The organism is Azohydromonas australica DSM 1124 (genome assembly GCF_000430725.1).
Classification (GTDB): domain Bacteria; phylum Pseudomonadota; class Gammaproteobacteria; order Burkholderiales; family Burkholderiaceae_C; genus Azohydromonas; species Azohydromonas australica.
Map to the genome: position 1 here is coordinate 154560 of NZ_AUMO01000032.1, position 22841 is coordinate 177400.

The following is a 22841-nucleotide window of genomic DNA, read 5'->3' on the forward strand; positions in this document are numbered from 1 at the left end:
TTCGCACTTGCTGGAGGTGTTTTTCCAGGCACGTGACCCATGAATGAAGCCTTGTCCCCCAATACCCGGGCGATCCTGCTGCTGACGGGCCCGCTGATGGGCGGACGCGGCGCGGCGCCCTCGGAATTGCTGAAGCTTGCCGAATACAACGCCCTGGCCCGGCATCTGCGCGAATTGAAACGCCAACCGGCGGATTTCCTGGGGCCGGAGGCTGACGAACTCCTGCATAACTGCCACGCCGTGATCGACGAATCCAGGCTGCGCTGGCTGCTGGGGCGCGGCTTCGTGATGGAGCAGATCGTGGAGCGCTGGAATGCTCAAAACATCTGGGTGCTCAGCCGGGCTGATGCTGAATATCCCCGGCGTTTCAAGGCCCGTTTGCGGGAGAACGCGCCCGCGGTGATTTACGGCTGTGGCGACAAGCCATTGCTCGAATCCGGCGGCCTGGCCGTGGTCGGCTCGCGCCACTTGGACGACGCGCTGGTGGACGAGACGATGACGGTGTGCCGCCTGGCGGCGCAGGCCGGCAAGACGTTGATATCCGGCGGCGCTCCGGGCATCGACCAGATCGCCGTGGGCACCGCGCTGCGGGCAGGAGGCCGGGTCAGCGCCGTGCTGGCGGACAGCTTGTCCAAGAACGTTTCGACCCGCGAATACCGCAACCCGCTGCGCGACGGCCAACTGGTTCTGATGTCGCCTTACGACCCAAACGCCACTTTCAATGCCAGCCTGTCCACGCAGCGCAACAAACTCATTTATGCGCTGGCGGACGTGGGGCTGGTGATGAGCGCGAGTTTCAGGAAGGGACAGACTTGGGCCGGCGCCGTTGAACAACTCGACAAGCTCAGGTTCGTGCCGGTGTACGTTCGATCCACGAGCGGGTTGTCTTCCGGGCTTGATGCTTTAGGTGCCAAGGGGGCGATGCCTTGGCCCAATCCCCAGGATGCCGCCGCATTCGAGCCGTTATTTCAGGTCGATGCAGCGGCTCCGCGATGAGGTCACGTTTGAAATAAAGCGGACTGCGAAATATTTGCAGAGTTCGCTTATTTCAACCCCTGCATCACCATCAACGCCAGTTTCTGCAACCCATCCCAGGGTTCCGAAGGCCATTCCGGGTGTTTGAGGCCTTTGACCAGGCCGTCGCAGATCCGCGCCGCCTGCAGCCAGGCGGTGAGCTGCGCGTCCGTCACGCGCGGCAGCGCGCGCTCGAACAGCCGCTCGCGCGGGCCCCAGGCGCGCGCCTCGCGCAGCGCCATCGGCAGCGGTTTTCCCTGCGACAGCGCGTCGCGCCCGCGCTTGAGCGCGCGGATGTCCTCCGCCAGCGTCCAGTGCACCAGCACGGCGGCTTCGCCTTCGGCGCGCAGGCCCTGCAGCATGCGCAGCGTGCGCGCGGCCTGGCCGGCCAGCACCGCCTCGCTCAGCTTGAACACGTCGTAGCGCGCGACGTTGAGCACCGCCTGCTCCACCTGCTCGAAGCCCAGCTCGCCCTCGGGGTAGAGCAGCGCCAGCTTCTCCACCTCCTGGTGCGCTGCCAGCAGGTTGCCCTCCACGCGGTCGGCGAAGAAGGAAAGCGTCCGCTCGCCCTCCTCGCCCGGCGCCACGCGCTGGCGGTGCGCGGCCATGCGCCGCGCGATCCAGGCCGGCAGCTCGCGCCGCTCCACCGGGTCGATGCGCAGGCTCACGCCCGCGCCGTCCAGCGCCACGAACCACGCGCTCTGCTGCTGCTGGCGGTCCAGCCGTGGCAGCTGCACCAGCGTCAGCACGTCGGGGTTGAGTTGCTCGCAGTAGCGCTGCAGCGCCACGGAGCCGTCCTTGCCGGGCTTGCCCGAGGGGATGCGGATCTCGATCAGCTGCCGGCTGGCGAAGAGGCTCATCTCCTGCGCCGCGCCCAGCAGGCTGCTCCAGTCGAAGTGGTTGCCGCTGACGGTGAAGACCTGCCGCTCGGTGCAGCCCGCGGCGCGCGCCGCGGCACGGATGGCGTCGCCCGCCTCCTGCATCTGCAGCGGCTCGTCGCCGTACAGCGTGTAGACCGGCCTCAGCCCCTGCGCCAGATGCGCGTTCAAACCCTGCGCTCGCAACTGCACGGCGCTAGCTCTCCCGCACCGCCTGCAGCCGGCGCAGCACCTGCTGGGCGATGTCGCTTTCCATGTCGCGGTAGAGCTCGTCCTGCTCCAGCTCCTTGGCCAGCGCGATGTTCTCGCTGTAGCTCATGTCGCGGAACAGCAGCAGCTCGGTGGGCGGCAGCAGCGGCTTGCCGGCCCGGGTGCTGAGCCGGTAGCCGAAGCGCACGCGCAGCTGCAGGTCGCGCACCTGGCCGAAGGAGGTGCTGGCCACCACGCCGCGCTCGCGCCGCTCGCGCAGCGCCTCCAGCACCACCTGCGCCTGCTGCGGCGCGTCCACCACGGTCACGCTCTCCGGCAGCGTGCGCTTGATCGCCTCGGCCACGGGTGAGCGCGGCGCGAAGCCCACCAGCGCCAGGCGCTCGAAGGGCAGCGGCTGCGGGCGCCGCAGCGCGAAGCCGCAGCCGCCCAGCAGCGGCGAGAGCGTGGCGGCGGCCAGCAGGGTGCGGCGTTTCATGCGGTTCAGACCACCACGTTGACCAGGCGGCCCGGCACCACGATCACCTTCTTGGGCGCCTTGCCTTCGGCGAACTTCTGGAAGTCGGGGCTGGCCAGCGCGGCGGCCTCGATGGCGGCCTTGTCGGCGCCGGCGGGCACGCTCACGGCGCCGCGCAGCTTGCCGTTGACCTGCAGCACCAGCTCGATGCGGTCCTGCACCAGCGCCGCCTCGTCCACCTGCGGCCAGGGCGCGTCCAGCAGGTCGCCCAGCGGCTCGGCGTAGCCCAGCTGCTGCCACAGCGCGTGCGTGACGTGCGGGCAGGCCGGGTACAGCGTGCGCAGCAGCACCGAGAAGGCCTCGCGCTGCACCGCCGCGGCGGCGGCGCCTTCGGCCTTGAAGCCTTCCAGCGCGTTGAGCAGCTTCATGCAGCCCGACACCACGGTGTTGTATTGCATGCGCTCGTAGTCGTAGCTGACCTGCTTGAGCACGAGGTGCACCTCGCGGCGCAGGGCGCGCGCGGCGTTGTCGCCGGCCTGCGCCGGGTCGCCGCCCGAGCGCAGCACCTCGGCGTTCTTCACGCCATAGCCCCACACGCGCTTGAGGAAGCGGTGCGCGCCTTCGACGGCGGCGTCGTTCCACTCCAGCGTCTGCTCCGGCGGCGCGGCGAACATCACGAACAGGCGCGCGGTGTCGGCGCCGTACTGCTCGATGAGCTGCTGCGGATCGACACCGTTGTTCTTGCTCTTGCTCATCGTGCCCACGCCCTCGTAGGTCACGTCCGAGCCGTCGCTCTTGAGCTTGGCGCCGACGATCTTGCCGCCCGCATCCAGCACGTTCTCGACCTCGTGCGGCCAGAAGTACTCGATGCCGCCCTTGTCGGTGCGGCGGCTGTAGATGTGATTCAGCACCATGCCCTGCGTGAGCAGGCGCTTGAAGGGCTCGTCGACCTCGACCAGCTTCAGGTCGCGCATCACCTTGGTCCAGAAGCGCGCGTAGAGCAGGTGCAGGATCGCGTGCTCGATGCCGCCGATGTACTGGTCCATCGGCATCCAGTACTTGGTGCCGCCGGCGACCATCGCGTCCTCGTTCTTCGGGTCGCAATAGCGCATGAAGTACCACGAGCTGTCCACGAAGGTGTCCATCGTGTCGGTCTCGCGGCGCGCGTCGCGGCCGCAGCAGGGGCAGGCGACATTGAGGAAGTCGGCGCGCTTGTTCAGCGGATTGCCGCTGCCGTCGGGGATGCAGTCCTCCGGCAGCACCACCGGCAGGTCCTTCTCCGGCACCGGCACGGCGCCGCAGGACTCGCAGTGGATGATGGGGATCGGCGTGCCCCAGTAGCGCTGGCGGCTGATGCCCCAGTCGCGCAGGCGCCAGGTGGTCTTCTTCTCGCCCAGCCCCTTCTCGGCCAGCAGCGCGGCGACCTTGTCCACCGCGGCCTTGTACGACAGGCCGTCCAGCACGCCGGAGTTGACGTTCACGCCGCGCTGCTTGTCGCCGTACCACTCGGCCCAGGCCTGGTCGGAGAAGCTCTCGCCTTCCACCGCCACCACCTGCTTGATCGGCAGGCCGTACTTCAGCGCGAAGGCGAAGTCGCGCTCGTCGTGCGCGGGCACGCCCATGACGGCGCCGTCGCCGTAGCTCATGAGCACGTAGTTGCCCACCCACACCTCGACCTGCGCGCCGGTGAGCGGGTGCGTGACGAACAGCCCGGTGGGCTGGCCCTTCTTCTCCTGCGTGGCCAGCTCGGCCTCGGTGGTGCCGCCGTGCTTGCACTCGTCGATGAAGGCGGCGAGCTGCGGATTGGTCGCCGCGGCGTGCGTGGCCAGCGGGTGCTCCGGCGCCACGGCGCAGAAGGTCACGCCCATGATCGTGTCGGCACGGGTCGTGAAGACGTAGAGCCTGCCGTCCTGGATCAGCGCGCCGTCGGCGCCGCGGATCTCGTGCGGGAAGGCGAAGCGCACGCCCTCGCTCTTGCCGATCCAGTTCTCCTGCATCAGCTTCACGCGCTCGGGCCAGCCCTCCAGGCCGGTCTGCACGTGCTGCAGCAGCTCATCGGCGTACTGGGTGATCTTCAGGTAGTAGCCCGGGATCTCGCGCTTCTCCACCGGCGCGCCGGAGCGCCAGCCGCGGCCGTCGATGACCTGCTCGTTGGCCAGCACGGTCTGGTCCACCGGATCCCAGTTCACGACCTGGGTGCGGCGCTCGCAGATGCCGGCTTCCAGCATCTTCAGGAACAGCCACTGGTTCCACTTGTAGTAGTCGGGCTTGCAGGTGGCGATCTCGCGCGACCAGTCGATGGCCAGGCCCAGGGCCTGCATCTGGCCCTTCATGTACTCGATGTTGGAATAGGTCCACTGCGCCGGCGGGACCTGGTTCTTCATCGCCGCGTTCTCGGCCGGCAGGCCGAAGGCATCCCAGCCCATGGGCATCAGCACGTTCCAGCCGTTCATGCGCAGCTGGCGCGCGAGCATGTCGTTGATCGTGTAGTTGCGCACATGGCCCATGTGCAGCTTGCCGCTGGGATACGGCAGCATCGAGCAGGCGTAGAACTTGCGCTTGCTTTCATCCTCGACGACGCGGTAGGCGTCGCGCGCATTCCAGTGCGCTTGGGCGGCCGACTCGACCTCGGCGGGGACGTACTTTTCGTTCATGGGCCGGGATTGTAGGAGCCGGCCCGAGGCCCCTATTTCGGGGCCGATGCCGCCGCGCCGGCTTGTGGCGGCTCCGTCACGAAGCCGATGCGCGTGAGCCCGCTCTTCTGCAGCAGCGCCAGCAGCTCGGCCACGCGGCCGTAGGGCACGGCGCGGTCGGCGCGCAGTTGCACCTCGGTCTGCGCATTGCGCTGCGCCGCCTGCTGCAGCTTCTGCGTGAGCGCCGCCTCGTCCAGCGGCTGGTCGTCGAGGAAGGCCTGGCCCTGGGCGTCCAGCGCCAGGTTCAGCGGCTCCTGCGCCTCGCTGGCGGCGCCCTCGGCCTGCGGCAGGTCCAGTCGCAGGCTGGAGGTCATCAGCGGCGCGGCGACCATGAAGATCACCAGCAGCACCAGCATCACGTCGATGAGCGGCGTCATGTTGATGTCGCTCATCGGCTTCGCCGGTTTCTTGCTCTCCAGGCGGCCGAAGGTCATGGGCTCAGGCGTCCCGCGTGCCGTCGAGCACCAGCTCGCGCAGGTCGTGGGCGAAGCCTTCGAGCTCGGCCTCGTTGCCAGCGATCCAGCGGCCGAACACGTTGTAGGCCAGCACCGCGGGGATCGCGACGGCCAGGCCCGCGGCCGTCATCACCAGCGCCTCGCCCACCGGGCCGGAGATCTTGTCGATGCTCACCGAGCCCTCGCCGGCCATGCCGATGAGCGCGTGGTAGATGCCCCAGACCGTGCCGAACAGGCCGATGAAGGGAGAGGTGGAGCCGATGGAGGCCAGGGCGACCTGCCCCATCTGCAGCTGCGCCAGCACGCGGTGCAGCGCGTCACGCAGCCGCCGCGTGAGCTGGGAGTCGGCATGGCCGTGCGACTCCAGCGTGCCGCTGCGCGCGCCGGCCTGCGCCGCGTCCACCAGCGGCAGCAGCAGCTGCTCGCGGTCGAGCTGGTGGAGCCGTTCGCGCGCCGCGTCCAGCGCCGGCGCGGCCCAGAACGCGGGCACGCCGCGCGCGATGTCGCGCGACGCGCGGCGCAGCAGCCAGCCCTTCCAGAGGATCAGCACCCACGCCGTGATGGACATCAGCAGCAGCAGCGCCGCCACGGCGCGGCCGATGGCGTCACTGCGCGCCCAGAACTCCTGAAGGCCTTCCACCGTGCGGCGGCGGCCTCAGGCCCAGCCCAGCACCGCGTCCATGCCGAACAGGCCGCTGGGCTTGTCCGCCAGGAAGCGCGCCGCGCGCAGGCTGCCTTGGGCATAGCCGGCGCGGCTGCTGCTCTTGTGGCTGACCTCGATGCGCTCGCCGGTGCCGGCGAACAGCACGGTGTGGTCGCCGATGATGTCGCCGCCGCGCACGGTGGCGAAGCCGATGGTGCTGGGGTCACGCTCGCCGGTGACGCCCTCGCGACCGTAGACGGCGCATTCCTTGAGGTCACGGCCCAGCGCCGCGGCCACGACCTCGCCCATCTTGAGCGCGGTGCCGCTGGGCGCATCGACCTTGTGGCGGTGGTGGGCCTCGATGATCTCGATGTCGTAGCCCTGGTTCAGCGCGCGCGCGGCCATGTCCAGCAGCCGCATCACCACGTTCACGCCCACGCTCATGTTGGGCGCCATGACGACGGCGACGTCCTGCGCGGCTTCGCTGATCTGCCCCTTCTGCTCGTCGCTGAAGCCCGTGGTGCCGACGACCAGCTTCACGCCCAGCTCGCGGCACACCTGCAGGTGCGCCAGCGTGCCTTCGGGGCGGGTGAAGTCGATCAGCACCTGGGCCTGGGCCAGGCCTTCGCGCAGGTCCGAGACGATGGGCACGCCCGAGGGACGGCCGAGGAAGGCAGAGGCGTCCTGGCCCAGCGCGGGGCTGCCGGGCTGGTCCAGCGCGCCGGCGAGCTGGCAGTCGTCGGCCTGCAGCACGGCCTCGATGAGCATGCGGCCCATGCGCCCGGAGGCGCCGGCGATGGCGATGCGCAGCGGCGCGGCGGCGCCGGTGGAGGAGGAAGCGTTGGTGGTCATGCGGCGAAGGGTCAGGGCTCCAGCGGCGGGTACGCCCGCGTGGCGCCGGTGGGCGCGGCGGCGGGCGCGGTCTCGGTGCGCGGCGGCGCGGGCAGCTTCGCGCGCTGCTCCGGCGTGAGCTCCAGAACCGGCAGCTTGGAAGGCACCTTGGCGGTGCTGATGGAGGAAACGAATTCCTGCTCGGAGGGCAGGTCCTGCGCGGCGTCCAGGCGCTGCAGCCGCTCGCCGTCGAAGTACGCGGTGACGCTGCGGCGCTGCGGCTCGGCGCCGGTGCGCCGGATGGTGAAGATGTAGTCCCAGCGGTCGGCGTGGAACACGTCGGTGAGCAGCGGCGAGCCCAGGATGTCGCGCACCTGCGCGCGGCTCATGCCGGGCTGGATCGCCGCAGCCTGCTCGCGCGTCACCACGTTGCCCTGCACGATCTCGATGCGGTAGGGCGTGATCACGCCGAGCAGGTTCTGGTCCGAGGACTGCAGCGAGGCGCAGCCTGCCAGCGAGCAGGCCGCCAGCAGTGCGGCGGACAGACGGAAGACTTGGCGATGCATGGGATGGGCCTGCGTCGGACCGGGCCTCGCAGGGCTGGCTATGATCCGGCCCATTCTACTGGCCCCCTTTCGGGGGCTTGTCCTGTTCAAGAGAGCCGTCATGACGCATGCCGATGAACTCAAGAGCAGCGGCCTGAAGGCAACGCTGCCGCGCATCAAGATCCTGGAGGTGTTCCAGAAAACCAGTCAGCGGCACATGACGGCCGAAGACGTCTTCAAGGCGCTGCTGACCGAAGGCTCGGACATCGGGCTGGCCACGGTGTACCGCGTGCTGATGCAGTTCGAGCAAGCCGGGCTGCTCACGCGCAGCCATTTCGAGTCGGGCAAGTCGGTGTTCGAGCTCAACGAGGGCCAGCACCACGACCACCTGGTGTGCCTGACCTGCGGCCGCGTGGAGGAGTTCTTCGACCCGGAGATCGAGCGCCGCCAGCGCGCCGTGGCCGAGGCGCGGGGCTTCACGATCCACGATCACGCCCTCGCGCTGTACGCCACCTGCACCAAGTCGGAGTGCCAGTTCCGGCCGAAGTAACTCTTCTTTTCCCCGGGCTCCGGGCCCGCGCGGCGGGCAGCGCTCAGCGCTGCATCGCCTTCTGGTGGCGCTGGATGAACTCGTTGTAGGTGTCGATGCCGCGCAGCTGCAGGATGGTGTTGCGCACCGCCGCCTCCACCAGCACCGCGAGGTTGCGGCCCGCGTCCACCGCGATCACGACCTTGCGCACCGGCACGCCGAGGATCTCCTCGTACAGCGGCTCGTAGGGCAGGCGCTCGAATTCGCGCTCCAGCGTCTCGCGGCGCACCAGGTGCACGATGAGCTTGAGCTTCATCTTCCGCCGCACCGCCGTCTCGCCAAAGATGGCCTTGATGTCCAGCAGGCCGATGCCACGCACTTCCAGCAGGTTGAGCAGCAGCTCGGGGCAGCGGCCTTCCAGCGCGTTCTGCGCCGTGCGGTGGATGTCCACCGCGTCGTCGGCCACCAGGCCGTGACCGCGCGAGATCAGCTCCAGCCCCAGCTCGCTCTTGCCCAGGCCCGACTCGCCGGTGAGCATCACCCCGAGGCCCAGGATGTCCATGAACACGCCGTGGCGCGTGGTGCGCTCGGCGAAGAGCTGGCCCAGGTAGCTGCGCAGCACGTCGATGACGTGGCCGGCGGACTCCTTGCTGGCGAACAGCGGAATGCCCGCGCGCTCGCACAGCCGCAGCATCACTTCCGGCGCCGGCTGGTTGTCGGCCACCACCACCATCGGCGGCTCCAGCGTCAGGATGCGCGTGGCGCGGCGCTCCTGCACCTCGGCAGGCACGGCGGTGAGGTAGCGCACCTCGCGCTCGCCCACGATCTGCACCCGGTAGGGGTGGATGTAATTGAGAAAGCCGACGAGGTCGGCCGAGGAGTGCGCCTCGCGCACCGCGGCCTCGTCGAAATGGCGCTCGGGATGGGCGTGACCCGCCACCCATTCCCAGCGCAGCGCCTTGCGGTGTTCCTCGAACAGCGCCTCGGCGCTGACGGAGATCGGTTTCATGCGGCAGAGCCTCCGGGGCGAAGCCGCAGCGCGGATTTCAGGCGACTGATTTGAGCGGCTCCCAGTTCTGGATCAGCTTGTGCAGCGCGGCCGCGTCGGGCTCGGCCTTGAGGCGCTCGCGCAGCTCGCGGTCGCTGAGCATCTCGGCAATCTCGGACAGGATTTCCAGATGCCGCTGCGTCGCGGCCTCGGGCACCAGCAGGAAGATCAGCAGGCTCACCGGCTCGTCGTCCGGCGCGTCGAAGGGGATGGGGTGCTGCACGCGCAGCACCGCCGCGAGCGGATTCTTCAGGCCCTTGATGCGGCCGTGCGGGATGGCCACGCCATGACCCAACCCGGTGGAGCCCAGCCGCTCGCGCGCGAACAGGTTGTCCGATACGGTGGCGCGGGCAATGGCGTGCTGGTTCTCGAACAGCAGTCCCGCATGCTCGAAGACCCGCTTCTTGCTGGTGGCTTCGACGTTCACCAGCACATTGGTGGCAGGCAGGATGGCGGCGAGACGGTTCATGATGCTTTCTCCGCAGCGCAGGTCTTCCGGGCGGTTGCGGAGACTGTGACAGGGCGTTCGATTATAGAAAGCCCTCTTGTCACGCCCCCCGGAGGGCCTCCCTCAACCAGTCCGGTGTTGCGTGAATGCTGCGCACATCCGCCCACCGGAGCTTTTAGCAAAAAGCGGCCCCGCGGGGCCGCTTGGTGCGGAGCCGGGGACGGCTCCGGGTCAGTTGCTGAACGCTCAGACGCTCGCGGGCATGCGCTTGGCAGAAGCGTGATGGTGCTCCTGCGTACGGTCCTTGTGGCGCATGACCTGCCGGTCGAGCTTGTCCATCAGCTGATCAATCGCGGCATACAAGTCTTCGTGCGACTGCTCCACGAAGATGTCTCTTCCCTTGACATGCAGCGTCACCTCGGCGCGTTGGCGGCGATCCTTTTCCTTGGACTTGTCAATCGCCAGCAGCACGTTCACATCAACCACCTGGTCAAAGTGGCGCGTGACTCGATCCAGCTTCGTCAGCACGTACTCGCGCAGGGCCGGAGTCACGTCGAGATGGTGTCCGCTGATCGTCAGATTCATCAGAGCCTCCTTTCGGAAGGGTTGCTACACACGGGAGGTGACCGCAGCACCGACCCGTTGAATTCAGTTTGCCCCCGAGCCCGGGTAGTGACAAGGCGATGACAGTACGGTTTGGCGGCGCATTACGGTAAGAGTTGACGCATCGCAAGGCCTGCTCCAAAACGCGAAACCGCGCGCATTGCGCCTTGATGCGACATTTGCCACCCGCGCGGCGGTTTCCCGGGTGCGTCCATGCCGCCATGGGTACGGCCGGCACGGCACAATGCCCGCGGACCCCAAGCACACCATGAACCCCGAGTTCTTCAGCGCCATCGACACCGGCCGCGCGCGCAGCAACAACGAGGACGCGGTGGCACTGGACGAGGCTGCGGCGCTGGCCGTGCTGGCTGACGGCATGGGCGGCTACAACGCCGGCGAAGTCGCCAGCGGCATGCTCACCACGCAGTTGCGCAACGAGCTCGGCCGCTGGCTGCAGGAAACCGCGCACGCGGCCACCGACCAGGAAGTGCGCCGCGCCATGGAGTTGTGCGTCGGGCAGGCCAACCGCGCCATCTTCGAAGCCGCACGCGCCAACCCGCAGTACGCCGGCATGGGCACCACGCTCGTGATGCTGGTGTTCCGCGCCGGCCACGTGCTCAGCGGCCATGTGGGCGACTCGCGCGCGTACCGGCTGCGCGGCGCCAAGCTCATGCGGCTCACGCGCGACCATTCGCTGCTGCAGGAGCAGATCGACGCCGGCCTAATCACGCCCGAGCAGGCGGCCTTCAGCGCCTACAAGAACCTCGTCACCCGCGCCGTGGGCGTGGAGGAGCGCGTGCTGCTGGAGACGCAGATGCACGAGCTGCAGCCCGGTGACCTGTACCTGCTGTGCTCGGACGGGCTGTCGGACATGCTCGACGACAACGCCATCGCCCAGATCCTGCTGGCCCATGCCGACCTGGCGCAGGCCGGGCGCGCCCTGGTGGACGCCGCCAACCAGGCGGGGGGAAAAGATAACATCGCCGTGATCCTGGCCCGCGTGCCGGGACCGGCGGCGGCCCGCTCGTGGTGGCCGTTCAAGCGCTGAGGTCCGCCATGCCCGCCGGGCTCGCCGCCTCCCCTGCCAGCCACACGAGGACAAGCATGGGCAAACTGGTCGTCTCCCTGGACGGCGTGGTGATCAAGCAGGTCGATCTCACCAAGGAGAAGACCACGCTGGGCCGGCGTCCCTACAACGACATCGTGATCGACAACCTCGCCGTCAGCGGTGAGCACGCCGTGCTGCAGCGCGTGGGCGACGCGGTCTTCATCGAGGACCTCAACAGCACCAACGGCACCTACATCAACGGCCGCGCCATCCGCCGCCAGCAGCTCGCGCACAACGACAGCGTGGAGATCGGCAAGTACAAGCTGCGCTACCTCGCGCACGACGAAGGCACGCCGGAGCCGCCCCGCCCGCCGCGTGCCGCCCCCGTGCCCGATTTCGCCCACACCGCGCCGCTGCCCGGCGCGGGCAGCCCGTTCCCCATGCCGGCCGATGCCGGTTCCGACATGCCCGTGGCCACGCTGCGGGTGCTCAGCGGCAACGCCGCCGGGCACGAGGTGATGCTGACCAAGATCGTCACCACCGTGGGCAAGCCCGGCGTGCAGGTGGCCAGCATCACGCGGCGCCCGGGCGGCTACGTGCTGACCCATGTCGAAGGCAGTGCCCGCCCCGGCATCAACGGCATGCCGCTGCAGTCCGACGCCATGCCGCTGCGCGACGGCGACGTGATCGAGCTCGCCGGCACCCAGATGCTGTTCGTCCTGCAACGCTGATGCACACCGGCGCGAACCTCGGCGCGCCGCGCTCCGGCTCATGAACATCCGCGTCTTAGGTTGTGCCGGTGCGATTGCCGCGGGCAGCTTCACCACCTCGTTCCTGCTGGACGGCGACGTGCTCATCGACGCCGGCACCGGCGTGGGCACGCTCACGCTCGAAGAGCTCGCCGGTATCGACCACATCCTGCTGAGCCACTCGCACCTGGACCACGTGCTGGGCGTGCCGCTGCTGGCCGACAGCGTCATGCGCATGCGCGCCGCCGCGGGCCGCGGGCCCATCCGCGTGCACGGGCTGCCCGAGACGCTGCAGGCGCTGCGCGATCACCTGTTCAACAACCGCATCTGGCCCGACTTCACGCGGCTGCCCACGGCGCAGCAGCCGGTGCTGGTGCTGGAGCCCTTTGCCGTCGGGCAGGCACTCGCGCTGGGCGAGCGCCGCATCGAGGTGCTCAGCGCCGCCCACACCGTGCCGGCGGTGGGCTTTGCCGTCTTTGCCCGCGCCCAGGGCCCCTGCTGGGTCTTCACCGGCGATACCGGCCCCAACGAGGCGCTGTGGCAGCGCCTGGCGCAGCTGCCGGTGGCGCACCTGGTGATCGAGACCTCCTTCTGCGACGAGGAGGCCACGCTGGCCCAGCTCAGCCGCCACCTGTGCCCGTCATCGCTGGCGGCGCAGCCGCTGCAGCAACTGCAGCAGTCCCAGGAGCCGGCGCAGCTGCACATCACGCACGTCAAGCCCGGCGAGGTGCGCACGGTGATGGCGCAACTGCGCCGCCATGGCGTCAAGGCGCACGCGCTGCGCACGGGCGACCGCTGGCAGCTTGACTGAGCGGGGCCAGTCGGGCGGCGCCTGACGTTTGTCCCGAGCCCGGCGCCCCGGCGCCAGCCCCAGCATGGCGCCACCGGGGCGGCGAGCGTTTACTTCACTTCCAAGCCCGTCCTCCGGCCGCAGCCCCGGTGCTGTCGTGGTGCCGGTGCACCCACCTCTCACAGACCAAGGGAAGGAGGACGTTCCATGCAAAGCACCCGCCTCAAGCAACGGGGTTTCACGCTCATCGAGCTGATGATCGTCGTGGCGATCATCGGCATCCTGGGCGCCGTGGGCTTGCCGCTGTACCAGAACTACATCGTCAAGGCCCGCGTGGGCAATGCGCTGCGCTCGGCCGACGCGCTCAAGACCGCCGTGGGCCTGTGCATCCAGGAGCAAGGCGGCACGCTGGCCGGCTGCAGCCAGGGCGCCCAGGGCGTGCCGGCGTTCACGCCCACCAAGGAGGTCGCCTCCGCCACTGTCGCCGACGGCGTGATCACCCTGACGCTGGCCAGCGGCCTGGGCAACGGCGTGGATGGCCGGACCATCACCTTCACGCCGCAGCCGGGCACCAGCAGCGTGGTCTGGCTCAACTCCACCAGCGTGAGCCATGACGACGCCGCGGAGCTGATCCGCCGGAACAACCCGGCCGGCGCGGGCAGCGCCGCGTCCGCGGCCTCCTGAGCCGCCGTTGCCGGCGGCGCGCCGGGCTCGGCGCGCATCCCATTCCAAAGACCGCCTCGGCGGTCTTTTTTATGTCCGCACGAGGTTGCCCACAAGGTTGTGCACGGCCGGTGCAAGGGACACGTTGGCTCTCCGCGACGTCCACAACGAGCGACGCTAGAAGCAACTTTATTAATTGGTGTTGGTGATAGAGGTCGCCCTGATCTGTGGACAACTCTTTTTTCCCCTTGTTTATCAAAAGCTTATGCCAGGTACAAGGCTGTGCGGCCCACGGCTGGATTAGTTCTTTCGAAAACACAACAACTCGGCGCAGCGACCTGTGGCATGTGGACAAGCCCAAGTTGTCCAGATCACTGTCCACAGCCTTGTGCAGTGCGGCACGCGGAGGTGCGGGAGCTTCTTGCTAGAGTGCGCCGCCTTCGCTCAAACGCTTCATCCGTGCTCCCGATGTCCTCTCCCGCGCTGTTGCTGGCGGCGCTGCTGGCCTGCTGTGTGCCCGCCCTGGTGGCCTTCAACCTGCCGCCTTCCGCCACCTTCTTCAACCAGGCGGCGGCTCTGGGGCTATGGGGCGTGTTTGCCGCGCTGCTCGGAATGCCGCGCGGGCGGGCGGGCGGACGCGCGGCCATTGCGCTGCTCGGCGCGCTGGCGCTGCTGGTGCTGAGCGTGCTGTGGTCCGCCGCGGTGGCGTTGCCGGCCAGCCTGGCGGCGTCGGCACTGGGGCTGTTGCTGGGCGCGCTGGTCATGGCGTGGTCCGGCGCGGCGCTGCAGGGGCCGGCACGCGCGGTGGCGCTGCAGGTGTTCTTGCTGGGCTGGGTGGCGGTGGGCGTGCTCAGCAGCGTGATTGCCCTGGTGCAGGTGTTCGCGCCGAACTTGGCTGACGGCGTGCTGGTGGCGCGTTCGGGTCTGCCCGGCCGCGCCGTGGGCAACCTGCGGCAGCCCAACCACCTCAGCACGCTGTTGCTGTGGTCGCTGGTGGCGCTGGTGCCGCTGCGCGAGTCCGGACGCTTTTCCACCCGCAGCACGGCGCTGCTGGGCGCGCTGATGGTGGTCGGGATCGAGCTGTCGGGATCGCGCACGGGCACCCTGGGCGTGCTGCTGCTGGCGCTGTGGGGGGTGGTGGACAAGCGGCTGTCGCGTCCGGGCCGGTTGCTGCTGCTGGGAGCGCCGCTGTTCTATGCCGCCTGGGCGATGGGGCTCAAGACGCTGCAGGCGGACAGCACGCTGGGCGCGGCCACGCGGCTGGGTGAGGCCGACGTTTCCGGCTCGCGCTTCGGCATCTGGCGCAACACCGTGGAGATGATTGCGCAGCAGCCCTGGACGGGCGTGGGCTTCGGCGAGTTCAACTTCGCCTGGACCCTGACTCCTTTCCCCGGCCGCCCGGTGGCTTTCTTCGATCACACCCACAACGTGGTGCTGCAGTTCGCGGTGGAGCTGGGCGTGCCGCTGGCGCTGCTGGTGCTGGGCTTGCTGGGACTGGCCTTGTGGCAGGCTTGGCGGCGCACCTGGGCCGTGAAGGGCGTTGCGGGCACGGCGCTGCGCGCCCTCTTCGTGATGGTGCTGCTGGTGGCATTGCACAGCCAGTTGGAGTACCCGCTGTGGTACGCCTACTTCCTGCTGCCGGCGGCGTGGATGTGGGGCGTGTGCCTGGGCACGCCGCCGGCGGTCCCGGCCGAAGCCGCCGTGGCGCCCCGGCGTCTGCTGATGTCGCGGCTGCCCGGGCTGCTGCTGGCGGCGGGGGCGGTGTTCTCGCTGATGGATTACAGCCGCGTGGTGTCGATCTTCTCGCCCGGCGCGGACGCGGGCCCGCTGGCGCAGCGTATCGAGGACGGCCAGCACAGCGTCTTCTTCGCCCACCATGCCGACTACGCCGCCGCCACGACGGCCGACGCCCCGGCCGATGCGCTGGTGGCCTTCGAGCGCGCCACGCATTTCCTGCTCGACACCCGGCTGATGCAGGCCTGGGCCGAGGCGCTGGCCGATGCAGGCGACGTCGACCGCGCACGCCACGTCGCGCAGCGCCTGCGGGAGTTCCACTATCCGCAGTCAGAGCGCTTCTTCGCGCCGTGCGCAGCCGGCGCGCTGCTCAAGGCGGCCGACGAGAAGCCGTTCCAGTGCGAGAAGCCGGAAAAGGCGCTGGAGTGGCGCGATTTCCTGGACGTGATGCCCTGACGGAGACGGCGCGGCGCCCGCCGCGCCCCGGGCTCAACCCCCGGCCTGCCAGTGCCCCGACTTGCCGCCCTTCTTCTCCAGCAGGCGGATGTCGCCCATCACCATGCCCTTGTCCGCGGCCTTGCACATGTCGTAGATGGTGAGCAGGCCCACCTGCACCGCGGTGAGGGCTTCCATCTCCACGCCAGTGACGCCCACCGTCTCCGCCTGCACCGTGCAGTGCACGCCGGGCAGGGCCTCGTCGACGTCGAGCTCCACCGCTACGCGCGTGAGCGGCAGCGGGTGGCACAGCGGGATCAGGTCCGAGGTGCGCTTGGCGGCCTGGATCGCGGCGATGCGGGCGATGCCCAGCACGTCGCCCTTCTTGGCCGTGCCCTCGCGGATCAGCGCCAGCGTCTCGGGCAGCATGCGGATGCTGCCGCTGGCGCGCGCCACGCGGTGCGTGGCGGCCTTGGCCGAGACGTCCACCATGTGGGCCTGGCCCTGGCTGTCGAAGTGGGTGAGCGGGTTGTTCATGGGGGGAAACCTGGCAGCAAAAGCGCGGTGCGATCATAGCCAGCCGTTCTGCAGCCCCCTCCAGCGACCTTGAAGCACTCCCTTGCCGCCTCCGCCCTCGCCGCCGGCCTGGCGCTGGCCGCGCTGCCGGCCGCCGCGCCGCGGGCGCAACCCTCCTCCTCGTCCCTGCCCGCGCTGGGCGATTCGGTCTCGGGCGAGTTCAGCGTCGATACCGAGCGCCGCCTGGGTGACCAGATCATGCGCGAGGTCCGCCGCGACCCGGCCTACCTCGACGACGCGCTGCTGCTCGACTACGTGCAGTCGCTGTGGCAGCCGCTGGTGGGCACGGCGCGCCGGCGCGGCGAGATCGGCGCCGACACGGCCAATGCCTTCAGCTGGGAGGTGTTCCTGGTGCTGGACCGCAGCGTCAACGCCTTCGCGCTGCCCGGCGGGCACGTGGGCGTGCACCTGGGGCTCATCGCCATGACGGCCAGCCGCGACGAGCTCGCAGCGGTGCTGGCGCACGAGCTCTCGCACGTCACGCAGCGCCACATCGCGCGCAGCATCAGCAGCTCCTCGCGCCAGTCGATGGTGGGCATGGCCGCCATGATCCTGGGCGTGCTGGCCGCCAGCCGCACCGGCAATGCGGCCATGGCGCAGGCGGCCGTGGTGGGGGGGCAGGCCGCCATGGTGCAGGGACAGCTTAACTACTCGCGCGACATGGAGCGCGAGGCCGACCGCGTCGGCTACGGCGTGCACAGCGACTCTGGCTACGCCAGCGCCGGCGTGGCGGGCATGTTCGAGAAGCTGGAGCACGCCAACCGGCTCAACGACAGCAACAACTACCCCTACCTGCGCTCGCACCCGCTGACCACCGAGCGCATCGGCGAGGCCCGCGCCCGCGTGCAGGCCGATCCGCATGCCGCCAAGAACGTCCCGCCCGACGGCGCCATCGAGCACGCGCTGGCGCAGGCACGTGCGCGCGTGCTGATGGACACCACCGTGCAGGCGCTGCGCCGCAACCAGGCCCAGCAGGCCGGCCCGAACGCGGGCGCGGCCGAGAAGCTGGGCGCGCTGTACGCGCAGGCGCTGGCCTCCACGCTGCTGCGCGAGTTCGAGCCCGCCGACGCCGCGCTGGCCGCAGCCGACACGCTGCTGCAGCGCGAGGCGCCGCCGGCCGCGCGTGGCGGCGACGCGGCCCAGTGGCTGCAGCTGTTGCGCGTGCAGTCGCTGCTGGCACGCGGCGACGCGCGCGCGGCGCAGCAGCGCATGCAGGCGCTGCCCGACAGCGGCAGCTCGCGCCCGTTGCTGCTGTGGCATGCGCAAGCCGCGCTGGCCGCGGCGCGGGCCGGTGCGGGCACCGAATCGCTGCGGCGCAGCACCGAGGCGCTGCAGACCTGGGTGGCCGAGCGGCGCGAGGACGCCGGGGCCTGGCAGCTGCTGGCGCAGTGCGCCGACCAGCTCGGCCTGAAGCTGCGCTCGGTGCGCGCGGAGGCCGAATCGCGCGCGGCGCTGGGCGACATCCCCGGCGCGGTGGACCGGCTGCGCGCCGGCCAGCAGCTCGCGCGCAGCGGCGCCGCGTCGGACTTCATCGAGGCCTCCATCATCGACGCGCGGCTGCGCGAGATGGAGGCGCGCCGGCGCGAGCTGGCCGATGAGATGCGCAACCAGCGCTGAGCGCCGCAGCGCGGCGGCGCCTCTTCAGGCGCCGAACATCGACTCCATCGCCGAGTCGATGACCATGCCGCAGGCGCTGTAGATCAGCGAGCCGATCAGCGCCGCGACGAAGCCGTTGACGTTGAAACCGTCCAGCACCGAGGCCGCGAACCAGAACATCACGGCGTTGATGACGAACAGGAACAGTCCCAGCGTCAGCAGCGTCACCGGCAGCGTCAGCAGCACCAGCAGCGGCCTCACCACCGTGTTGAGCAGCCCCAGCACCAGCGCCGCGACCATCGCGGTGCCGAAGCTCGCCACCGACACGCCCGGGTAGAGATAGGCCACCAGCAACAGCGCGGCGGCCAGCAACAGCCAACGAACGAGCAGTTTCATGCGGCCAAGCATAGCCATGGCCGAGGCCCGGCCGTGCGTCCGCGAGTCGCCCGCATGCCACAGGCTGCTTAAGAAAACTTAAGATTTCGTTTGATTGAGAATAATTCTTGTTTAGAATGTCCTCACACAGTTTGTGACCTTGGTCTGAAGAGATCGCGGAGCCCAGTGATGAATTTGCCGCCCCTGCCTGCTGGCCACCCCGAGCCGATGACGCCCAACGCTCGCCGCGCGCTGGGTGCGGGGATGCTGGCGGCGCACGTGGCGCTGGGCTGGGGCCTGCTGCAGCTGGAGCCGGTGCGCGAGGCCGTCGCCGAGGTGATTCCGCTGACGGTCAACTTCATCGCCCCGCCGGCGCCGGCGCCCGCGCCGCCGCCCCCGGCGCCGGTGAAGCGCGAGCCGCCCAAGCTCAAGCCGACGCCGGCGCCCAAGCCCGTGATCACCAGCGCCCCGACGCCCGCGCCGCAGCCGCCGGCCTTCACGGCCCCGCCCGCGCCGCCGGAGCCCGCACCGCCTGCGCCCGTGGCCGCGCCGCCCGCACCTCCGGCACCGCCGGCCCCGCCCGCGGCGCCGCCGCAGCCCAAGACCATCTCCATCAGCGCCGTCGAGTACCTCACGCCGCCGGTGCTGAACTACCCGCCGGCGGCGCGCCGCGCGGGCGAGTCCGGCAGGGTGACCGTGCGCGTGCTGGTGGACGCCCGCGGGCTGCCGCAGCAGACGCAGGTCACGCGCTCGTCGGGCTTCGCGCGCCTGGACGAGTCGGCGCTGGCCACGGTGCGCGCCACGCGCTTCAAGCCCTACATGGAAAACGGTCAGCCCCACGCCTTCTGGGTGCTGATGCCCCTGATCTTCGAACTTGAGGAGTGAGCCCCATGAACGATCCCCAAACCGCCGTGGGCTTTGCCCATTTCCTGGGCCAAAGCGATGCCGTGGGCAAGGGCCTGCTGCTCATCCTCGTGGGCATGTCGGTGCTGTCCTGGGCGCTGATCGCCATCAAAGGCATCGCGCACGTCCTGCGCAAGAAGCGCAGCGAGCATTTCCTCAAGTTCTTCTGGGACGCGCGCTCGCTGGAGGAAGTGGGCAACGAGATCACCACCCACGGCTCGCACGACCCGTTTTCGCACCTGACTGCACATGCGATGCATGCGCAATCGCATCACGCCAAGTACGGCGCGGCCAAGCTCAGCGAGGCCGGCTCGGCGCAGGACTTCGTCACCCGCACCATCAAGAAGGTGCTCGACGAGGAGACCACCCGGCTGGAGAACGGCCTGACCGCGCTGGCCACCGTCGGCGCCACCGCGCCCTTCGTGGGCCTGTTCGGCACGGTGTGGGGCGTCTACCACGCGCTGCTGGCCATCGGCATGAGCGGCGCGGGCACGCTGGACAAGGTCGCCGGCCCGGTGGGCGAGGCGCTGATCATGACCGGCATCGGCCTGGCCGTGGCGATCCCCGCGGTAGTGGCCTACAACGCCTTCACGCGCAGCAACCGGGTGCTCAACGCCCGGCTCGACGCCTTCGCCTTCGAGCTGCTGACCTTCCTGTCCATGGGCCAGACCATGAAGCCCGCGGCGACCGAGCCGGCTGTCGAGCCGGGCAGCAACGTGCGCGGCCTGCGCACGGCCGGTTGAGGCCTCATCCCCGCGACCTCAAGGAGTTCCTGCCATGGCCTTCGCCAGCTTCGACCGCAAGTCCTCATCCGCGCCGGTGTCCGACATCAACATGGTCCCGCTCATCGACGTGATGCTGGTGCTGCTGGTGATCTTCATCGTCACCGCGCCGCTGCTCACCCACGCCGTGAAGCTGGACCTGCCCAAGGCCAGCAGCGCGGTCAACCAGGCGCCGCCGCAGAAGGTCGAGTTCGCCATCGACGCCACCGGCCAGCTGTTCTGGAACGGCGAGCCCGTGAGCCGCGAGGAGTCCGCAGCGCGCTTTGTCGTCGAGGGCGCCAAGGACCCGCAGCCCGAGGTGCACCTGCGCGCCGACCAGGCCGTGGCCTACCGCTTCGTGGCCGAGACCCTGGCCGATGCCTCCAAGGCCGGGCTCTCCAAGGTGGGCTTCGTCAGCACGCCCGAGACGCCCTGATCTCCCGGGCGCGCCGCGCCGTCGCCGCGCGCCCTCCCCCGTTTCCTGCCGATTTTTCAGGCGCCGCGTGCGCCTTGGCCGAACTCAACCTGGAGTATTCGCATGACCCACAAGAACGACCGCCGCGCCCTGCTCCCGCTGGGCGCCCTGGCCGCCGGCTTCAGCATCGCCGGCGCCGCGATGGCCCAGCAGGCCGAGGCCCCGGCCAAGGAAACCGAGGCCGTGATGCCCGCGGTGCGCGCCAAGGCCGCCGGCGAGCCCAAGGGCAACGACAGCCTGCGTACCACCACGACCACCATCGGCAAGGGCAAGCAGGCGCTGCGCGACATCCCGCAGTCGGTGACGGTGGCCACCGAGAAGCTGATCGAGGACCGCAACCTCGACACGCTCAAGGAAACGCTCAAGAACACTGCTGGCGTGACTTTCATGGCCGCCGAGGGCGGCGAGGAGGACATCCGGCTGCGCGGCTTCTCGCTGGCCCAGGCCGGCGACATCTACGTGGACGGCCTGCGCGAGCCCGCCTTCTACGAGCGCGACACCTTCAACTACGACCGCCTGGAGCTGCTGCGCGGCTCGGCCTCGATGCTCTTCGGCCGCGGCTCCACCGGTGGCGCCGTCAACCAGGTCAGCAAGCTGCCGCAGCTCAGCGATGAGCATGAGGTGCGCGTGACGGCCGGCAACCACAGCTACCGCCGCTTCACCGGCGACTTCAACATCCAGACGGGTGAAGAGTCGGCGGTGCGCCTGAACACGATGTACACCAAGGCCGACAACAACGGCGCGGGCAGCAGCATCGAGAAGGGCGGCTTTGCCGGTTCCTTCCGCACCGGCATCGGCACCAACGACGAGTTCACCCTGTCCGGGTTCTACCTGAACAACAACAACGGCATGAACTACGGCATGCCCTGGATCAAGCCCACGGCTGCCAGCCCCAGCTCGACCAACACGCTGCTGCCGGGGCTGGACCCCTCCACCTACTACGGCATGGCCAGCGACTACAACGACGGTTCGGCCCGCCTTGCCACGCTCAGCCACCTGCACCGCTTCGACAACACCACTGAGTTGCGCACGACGCTGCGCAAAGGCAAGTTCGCGCGGGACCAGCATGCCTCCACCATCCGCTTCGCCGGCACGCCGCTCAACTCGGCCGCGGTGGACCTGAGCAACTTCGGACCCAGCACGGTGCTCACCCGCGGGACCCCTCTGAAGATTCAGAACCTGGATACGCTGCAGCTGCAAAGCGACCTCAGCACCAAGTTCGACGCCCTGGGCATGCGCCACAGCGTGCTCGCCGGCGTGGACTTCGCGCGTGAGGAAAAGCAGGTCTACACGGCGCGCAGCGCCGTGCAGGGCGGCGTGGTGCCCGTCAAGCCCAACACCACGGTGGGCACGCCCAACGACGGCGCGTGGGTGGACGAAAGCCTGCGCACGCTGCGCGACGCGAACCAGTTCGTGGCCAAGTCCTGGGGCGTGTACGCGCAGGACATGGTGCAGGTGGCCCCGAAGTGGAAGGTGCTGGGCGGCGTGCGCTACGACCACATGAAGGGCTCGTTCAACCAGTTCGCGATCCCGGCCAACGCGCCCGGCCCTGTCACGACGACGAGCTACGAGCAGAACATCGGCGAGTGGAGCAAGCGCGTGGGCGTGCTGTTCCAGCCCAACGAGCTGCAGTCCTACCACTTCTCCTGGGGCACCTCCTTCAACACCTCAGGTGACTCCTACTCTTACAGCGCCTTCAGCGCCAACACGGATCCGGAGCAGAGCGAGAACCTGGAGCTCGGTGCCAAGCTCGACAGCGCGGACGGCCGCTTCACCACCCGTCTGGCCCTGTTCCGCTCGACCAAGAAGAACGAGCGCAACACTGACGCCACCGAAGGCCCGCTGGGTGAGGAGGCCTATCTGCTCTCGGCCAAGCGCCATGCCACGGGCCTGGAGATCGACCTCACCGGCCGAATCACGCCGAAGTGGGAGGTGTACGGCTCCTACATGTGGATCCCGGAAGCCAAGGTGGATGCCACGGCCTCCAATGCCAGCTTCGGCAACCGCGCCGGTGACCGTCCGGGCCTCACGCCCAAGCACAGCGGCACCATCTGGACCACCTACCAGGTGCTCCCCCAGCTGCGCCTGGGCGCGGGCGTGAACTTCCGCAGCAAGCAGTCGCCGGCGGACATCTCGACGCAGAACGGCGGCTTGCCGTGGAGCGCTCCGGGCTGGGCCACCTTCGACCTGATGGGCGAGTACACCTTCAGCGACAAGGTCTCGCTCAAGGTCAACGTCAACAACGTGGCCGACAAGTACTACGCCGATTCGCTCTATCGCGGCCACTACATTCCCGGCTTCGGCCGCCTCGTTCAGGCGCAGCTGATCAGCCGCTTCTGATCCCCCCGCTCCTCTGACCGCGGCGGCCGCTCCTGCTCCAGGACG

General features: G+C 69.4%; 24 protein-coding genes. 12 read left to right on the plus strand and 12 right to left on the minus strand.

From position 1 onward, the window contains the following. Positions 1–39 precede the first annotated feature (39 nt). Complete coding sequence (locus H537_RS41170) at positions 40–996, plus strand: DNA-processing protein DprA (protein WP_084150426.1); 957 nt, start codon at positions 40–42, stop codon at positions 994–996. 47 nt (positions 997–1043) lie between these two features. Here H537_RS41170 and holA read toward each other — a convergent pair whose 3' ends face one another. From holA to H537_RS0104670, 7 genes are read right to left on the minus strand one after another with little or no spacing between them, the layout of a single operon-like run. After that, entirely contained in the window at positions 1044–2084 is a 1041-nt protein-coding gene (holA, locus tag H537_RS0104640; protein WP_028996963.1) for a DNA polymerase III subunit delta, read from the minus strand. 4 nt (positions 2085–2088) lie between these two features. Continuing rightward, a complete protein-coding gene (locus H537_RS0104645) occupies positions 2089–2577 on the minus strand; it encodes an LPS-assembly lipoprotein LptE (protein WP_028996964.1) in 489 nt (162 codons plus the stop codon). Positions 2578–2582: 5 nt separating this feature from the next. Next, a complete protein-coding gene (leuS, locus tag H537_RS0104650) occupies positions 2583–5210 on the minus strand; it encodes a leucine--tRNA ligase (protein WP_028996965.1) in 2628 nt (875 codons plus the stop codon). Positions 5211–5242: 32 nt separating this feature from the next. Next, complete coding sequence (locus H537_RS0104655) at positions 5243–5683, minus strand: ExbD/TolR family protein (RefSeq protein WP_028996966.1); 441 nt, start codon at positions 5681–5683, stop codon at positions 5243–5245. Between the two features lie 4 nt (positions 5684–5687). Further along, the gene (locus tag H537_RS0104660) at positions 5688–6344 is read right to left on the minus strand and encodes a MotA/TolQ/ExbB proton channel family protein (protein ID WP_028996967.1); all 657 of its coding nucleotides are present in this window, start codon (positions 6342–6344) and stop codon (positions 5688–5690) included. 15 nt (positions 6345–6359) lie between these two features. Further along, positions 6360–7199 (minus strand): 4-hydroxy-tetrahydrodipicolinate reductase, encoded by an 840-nt coding sequence (gene dapB, locus H537_RS0104665; RefSeq protein ID WP_028996968.1) that lies wholly within the window; start codon positions 7197–7199, stop codon positions 6360–6362. An 11-nt stretch (positions 7200–7210) separates the two neighbouring features. Beyond that, on the minus strand, positions 7211–7744 hold the full coding sequence (locus H537_RS0104670; RefSeq protein WP_028996969.1) for an outer membrane protein assembly factor BamE: 534 nt from the start codon (positions 7742–7744) through the stop codon (positions 7211–7213). Positions 7745–7844: 100 nt separating this feature from the next. Between H537_RS0104670 and fur the strand changes: the two genes are divergently transcribed. Next, a complete protein-coding gene (gene fur / locus H537_RS0104675; RefSeq protein ID WP_028996970.1) occupies positions 7845–8273 on the plus strand; it encodes a ferric iron uptake transcriptional regulator in 429 nt (142 codons plus the stop codon). Between the two features lie 43 nt (positions 8274–8316). Here fur and hprK read toward each other — a convergent pair whose 3' ends face one another. The 3 genes from hprK to hpf all read right to left on the minus strand — a co-directional run bounded on the left by hprK (position 8317) and on the right by hpf (position 10333). Beyond that, entirely contained in the window at positions 8317–9261 is a 945-nt protein-coding gene (gene hprK / locus H537_RS0104680) for an HPr(Ser) kinase/phosphatase (protein ID WP_028996971.1), read from the minus strand. Positions 9262–9298: 37 nt separating this feature from the next. After that, positions 9299–9769 (minus strand): PTS IIA-like nitrogen regulatory protein PtsN, encoded by a 471-nt coding sequence (gene ptsN / locus H537_RS0104685; RefSeq protein WP_028996972.1) that lies wholly within the window; start codon positions 9767–9769, stop codon positions 9299–9301. A gap of 225 nt (positions 9770–9994) precedes the next feature. Further along, complete coding sequence (gene hpf / locus H537_RS0104690; RefSeq protein WP_028996973.1) at positions 9995–10333, minus strand: ribosome hibernation-promoting factor, HPF/YfiA family; 339 nt, start codon at positions 10331–10333, stop codon at positions 9995–9997. A 286-nt stretch (positions 10334–10619) separates the two neighbouring features. Between hpf and H537_RS0104695 the strand changes: the two genes are divergently transcribed. The 5 genes from H537_RS0104695 (at position 10620) to H537_RS0104715 (ending at position 15791) form a co-directional block, all read left to right on the plus strand. After that, on the plus strand, positions 10620–11399 hold the full coding sequence (locus tag H537_RS0104695; RefSeq protein ID WP_028996974.1) for a Stp1/IreP family PP2C-type Ser/Thr phosphatase: 780 nt from the start codon (positions 10620–10622) through the stop codon (positions 11397–11399). Between the two features lie 56 nt (positions 11400–11455). After that, on the plus strand, positions 11456–12130 hold the full coding sequence (locus H537_RS0104700) for an FHA domain-containing protein (protein WP_028996975.1): 675 nt from the start codon (positions 11456–11458) through the stop codon (positions 12128–12130). A gap of 40 nt (positions 12131–12170) precedes the next feature. Beyond that, positions 12171–12959, plus strand: coding sequence for an MBL fold metallo-hydrolase (locus tag H537_RS41175; protein WP_043458188.1), 789 nt, complete (start codon positions 12171–12173; stop codon positions 12957–12959). 186 nt (positions 12960–13145) lie between these two features. Continuing rightward, a complete protein-coding gene (locus tag H537_RS55390) occupies positions 13146–13622 on the plus strand; it encodes a pilin (protein ID WP_043458189.1) in 477 nt (158 codons plus the stop codon). A gap of 447 nt (positions 13623–14069) precedes the next feature. Then, entirely contained in the window at positions 14070–15791 is a 1722-nt protein-coding gene (locus H537_RS0104715) for a PglL family O-oligosaccharyltransferase (protein WP_156901393.1), read from the plus strand. Between the two features lie 33 nt (positions 15792–15824). Here H537_RS0104715 and moaC read toward each other — a convergent pair whose 3' ends face one another. Continuing rightward, complete coding sequence (moaC, locus tag H537_RS0104720) at positions 15825–16307, minus strand: cyclic pyranopterin monophosphate synthase MoaC (protein ID WP_028996977.1); 483 nt, start codon at positions 16305–16307, stop codon at positions 15825–15827. 69 nt (positions 16308–16376) lie between these two features. Here moaC and H537_RS0104725 point away from each other — a divergent pair, with 69 nt between their 5' ends. Further along, on the plus strand, positions 16377–17963 hold the full coding sequence (locus H537_RS0104725) for a M48 family metalloprotease (RefSeq protein ID WP_028996978.1): 1587 nt from the start codon (positions 16377–16379) through the stop codon (positions 17961–17963). Between the two features lie 24 nt (positions 17964–17987). Here H537_RS0104725 and H537_RS0104730 read toward each other — a convergent pair whose 3' ends face one another. Next, positions 17988–18338, minus strand: coding sequence for a phage holin family protein (locus tag H537_RS0104730; RefSeq protein WP_028996979.1), 351 nt, complete (start codon positions 18336–18338; stop codon positions 17988–17990). A gap of 168 nt (positions 18339–18506) precedes the next feature. On the opposite strand from H537_RS0104730, the gene H537_RS56450 reads away from it, so the two are divergent. The 4 genes from H537_RS56450 (at position 18507) to H537_RS0104750 (ending at position 22796) form a co-directional block, all read left to right on the plus strand. Then, positions 18507–19202, plus strand: a complete 696-nt coding sequence (locus H537_RS56450) for an energy transducer TonB (protein WP_043458190.1) — start codon at positions 18507–18509, stop codon at positions 19200–19202. A 5-nt stretch (positions 19203–19207) separates the two neighbouring features. Beyond that, on the plus strand, positions 19208–19963 hold the full coding sequence (locus tag H537_RS41185; RefSeq protein ID WP_043458191.1) for a MotA/TolQ/ExbB proton channel family protein: 756 nt from the start codon (positions 19208–19210) through the stop codon (positions 19961–19963). 34 nt (positions 19964–19997) lie between these two features. Beyond that, positions 19998–20417: an ExbD/TolR family protein gene (locus H537_RS0104745; protein ID WP_028996981.1), complete on the plus strand. Its 420-nt coding sequence runs from the start codon at positions 19998–20000 to the stop codon at positions 20415–20417. Positions 20418–20519: 102 nt separating this feature from the next. Beyond that, positions 20520–22796 (plus strand): TonB-dependent receptor, encoded by a 2277-nt coding sequence (locus H537_RS0104750; RefSeq protein ID WP_043458192.1) that lies wholly within the window; start codon positions 20520–20522, stop codon positions 22794–22796. Positions 22797–22841 lie beyond the last annotated feature (45 nt).

Bases quoted from the DNA above. Each gene is read 5' to 3' on its own strand.
- fur (WP_028996970.1), top strand. From the start codon at position 7,845: ATGACGCATGCCGATGAACTCAAGAGCAGCGGCCTGAAGGCAACGCTG.
- H537_RS0104695 (WP_028996974.1), top strand. From the start codon at position 10,620: ATGAACCCCGAGTTCTTCAGCGCCATCGACACCGGCCGCGCGCGCAGC.
- H537_RS0104670 (WP_028996969.1), bottom strand. From the start codon at position 7,744: ATGCATCGCCAAGTCTTCCGTCTGTCCGCCGCACTGCTGGCGGCCTGC.
- H537_RS41170 (WP_084150426.1), top strand. From the start codon at position 40: ATGAATGAAGCCTTGTCCCCCAATACCCGGGCGATCCTGCTGCTGACG.
- H537_RS0104715 (WP_156901393.1), top strand. From the start codon at position 14,070: ATGTCCTCTCCCGCGCTGTTGCTGGCGGCGCTGCTGGCCTGCTGTGTG.
- leuS (WP_028996965.1), bottom strand. From the start codon at position 5,210: ATGAACGAAAAGTACGTCCCCGCCGAGGTCGAGTCGGCCGCCCAAGCG.
- hpf (WP_028996973.1), bottom strand. From the start codon at position 10,333: ATGAATCTGACGATCAGCGGACACCATCTCGACGTGACTCCGGCCCTG.
- H537_RS41185 (WP_043458191.1), top strand. From the start codon at position 19,208: ATGAACGATCCCCAAACCGCCGTGGGCTTTGCCCATTTCCTGGGCCAA.
- H537_RS0104745 (WP_028996981.1), top strand. From the start codon at position 19,998: ATGGCCTTCGCCAGCTTCGACCGCAAGTCCTCATCCGCGCCGGTGTCC.
- dapB (WP_028996968.1), bottom strand. From the start codon at position 7,199: ATGACCACCAACGCTTCCTCCTCCACCGGCGCCGCCGCGCCGCTGCGC.
- H537_RS0104750 (WP_043458192.1), top strand. From the start codon at position 20,520: ATGACCCACAAGAACGACCGCCGCGCCCTGCTCCCGCTGGGCGCCCTG.
- H537_RS0104700 (WP_028996975.1), top strand. From the start codon at position 11,456: ATGGGCAAACTGGTCGTCTCCCTGGACGGCGTGGTGATCAAGCAGGTC.
- H537_RS0104655 (WP_028996966.1), bottom strand. From the start codon at position 5,683: ATGACCTTCGGCCGCCTGGAGAGCAAGAAACCGGCGAAGCCGATGAGC.
- ptsN (WP_028996972.1), bottom strand. From the start codon at position 9,769: ATGAACCGTCTCGCCGCCATCCTGCCTGCCACCAATGTGCTGGTGAAC.
- H537_RS41175 (WP_043458188.1), top strand. From the start codon at position 12,171: ATGAACATCCGCGTCTTAGGTTGTGCCGGTGCGATTGCCGCGGGCAGC.
- hprK (WP_028996971.1), bottom strand. From the start codon at position 9,261: ATGAAACCGATCTCCGTCAGCGCCGAGGCGCTGTTCGAGGAACACCGC.
- H537_RS55390 (WP_043458189.1), top strand. From the start codon at position 13,146: ATGCAAAGCACCCGCCTCAAGCAACGGGGTTTCACGCTCATCGAGCTG.
- H537_RS0104645 (WP_028996964.1), bottom strand. From the start codon at position 2,577: ATGAAACGCCGCACCCTGCTGGCCGCCGCCACGCTCTCGCCGCTGCTG.
- moaC (WP_028996977.1), bottom strand. From the start codon at position 16,307: ATGAACAACCCGCTCACCCACTTCGACAGCCAGGGCCAGGCCCACATG.
- H537_RS56450 (WP_043458190.1), top strand. From the start codon at position 18,507: ATGAATTTGCCGCCCCTGCCTGCTGGCCACCCCGAGCCGATGACGCCC.
- H537_RS0104730 (WP_028996979.1), bottom strand. From the start codon at position 18,338: ATGAAACTGCTCGTTCGTTGGCTGTTGCTGGCCGCCGCGCTGTTGCTG.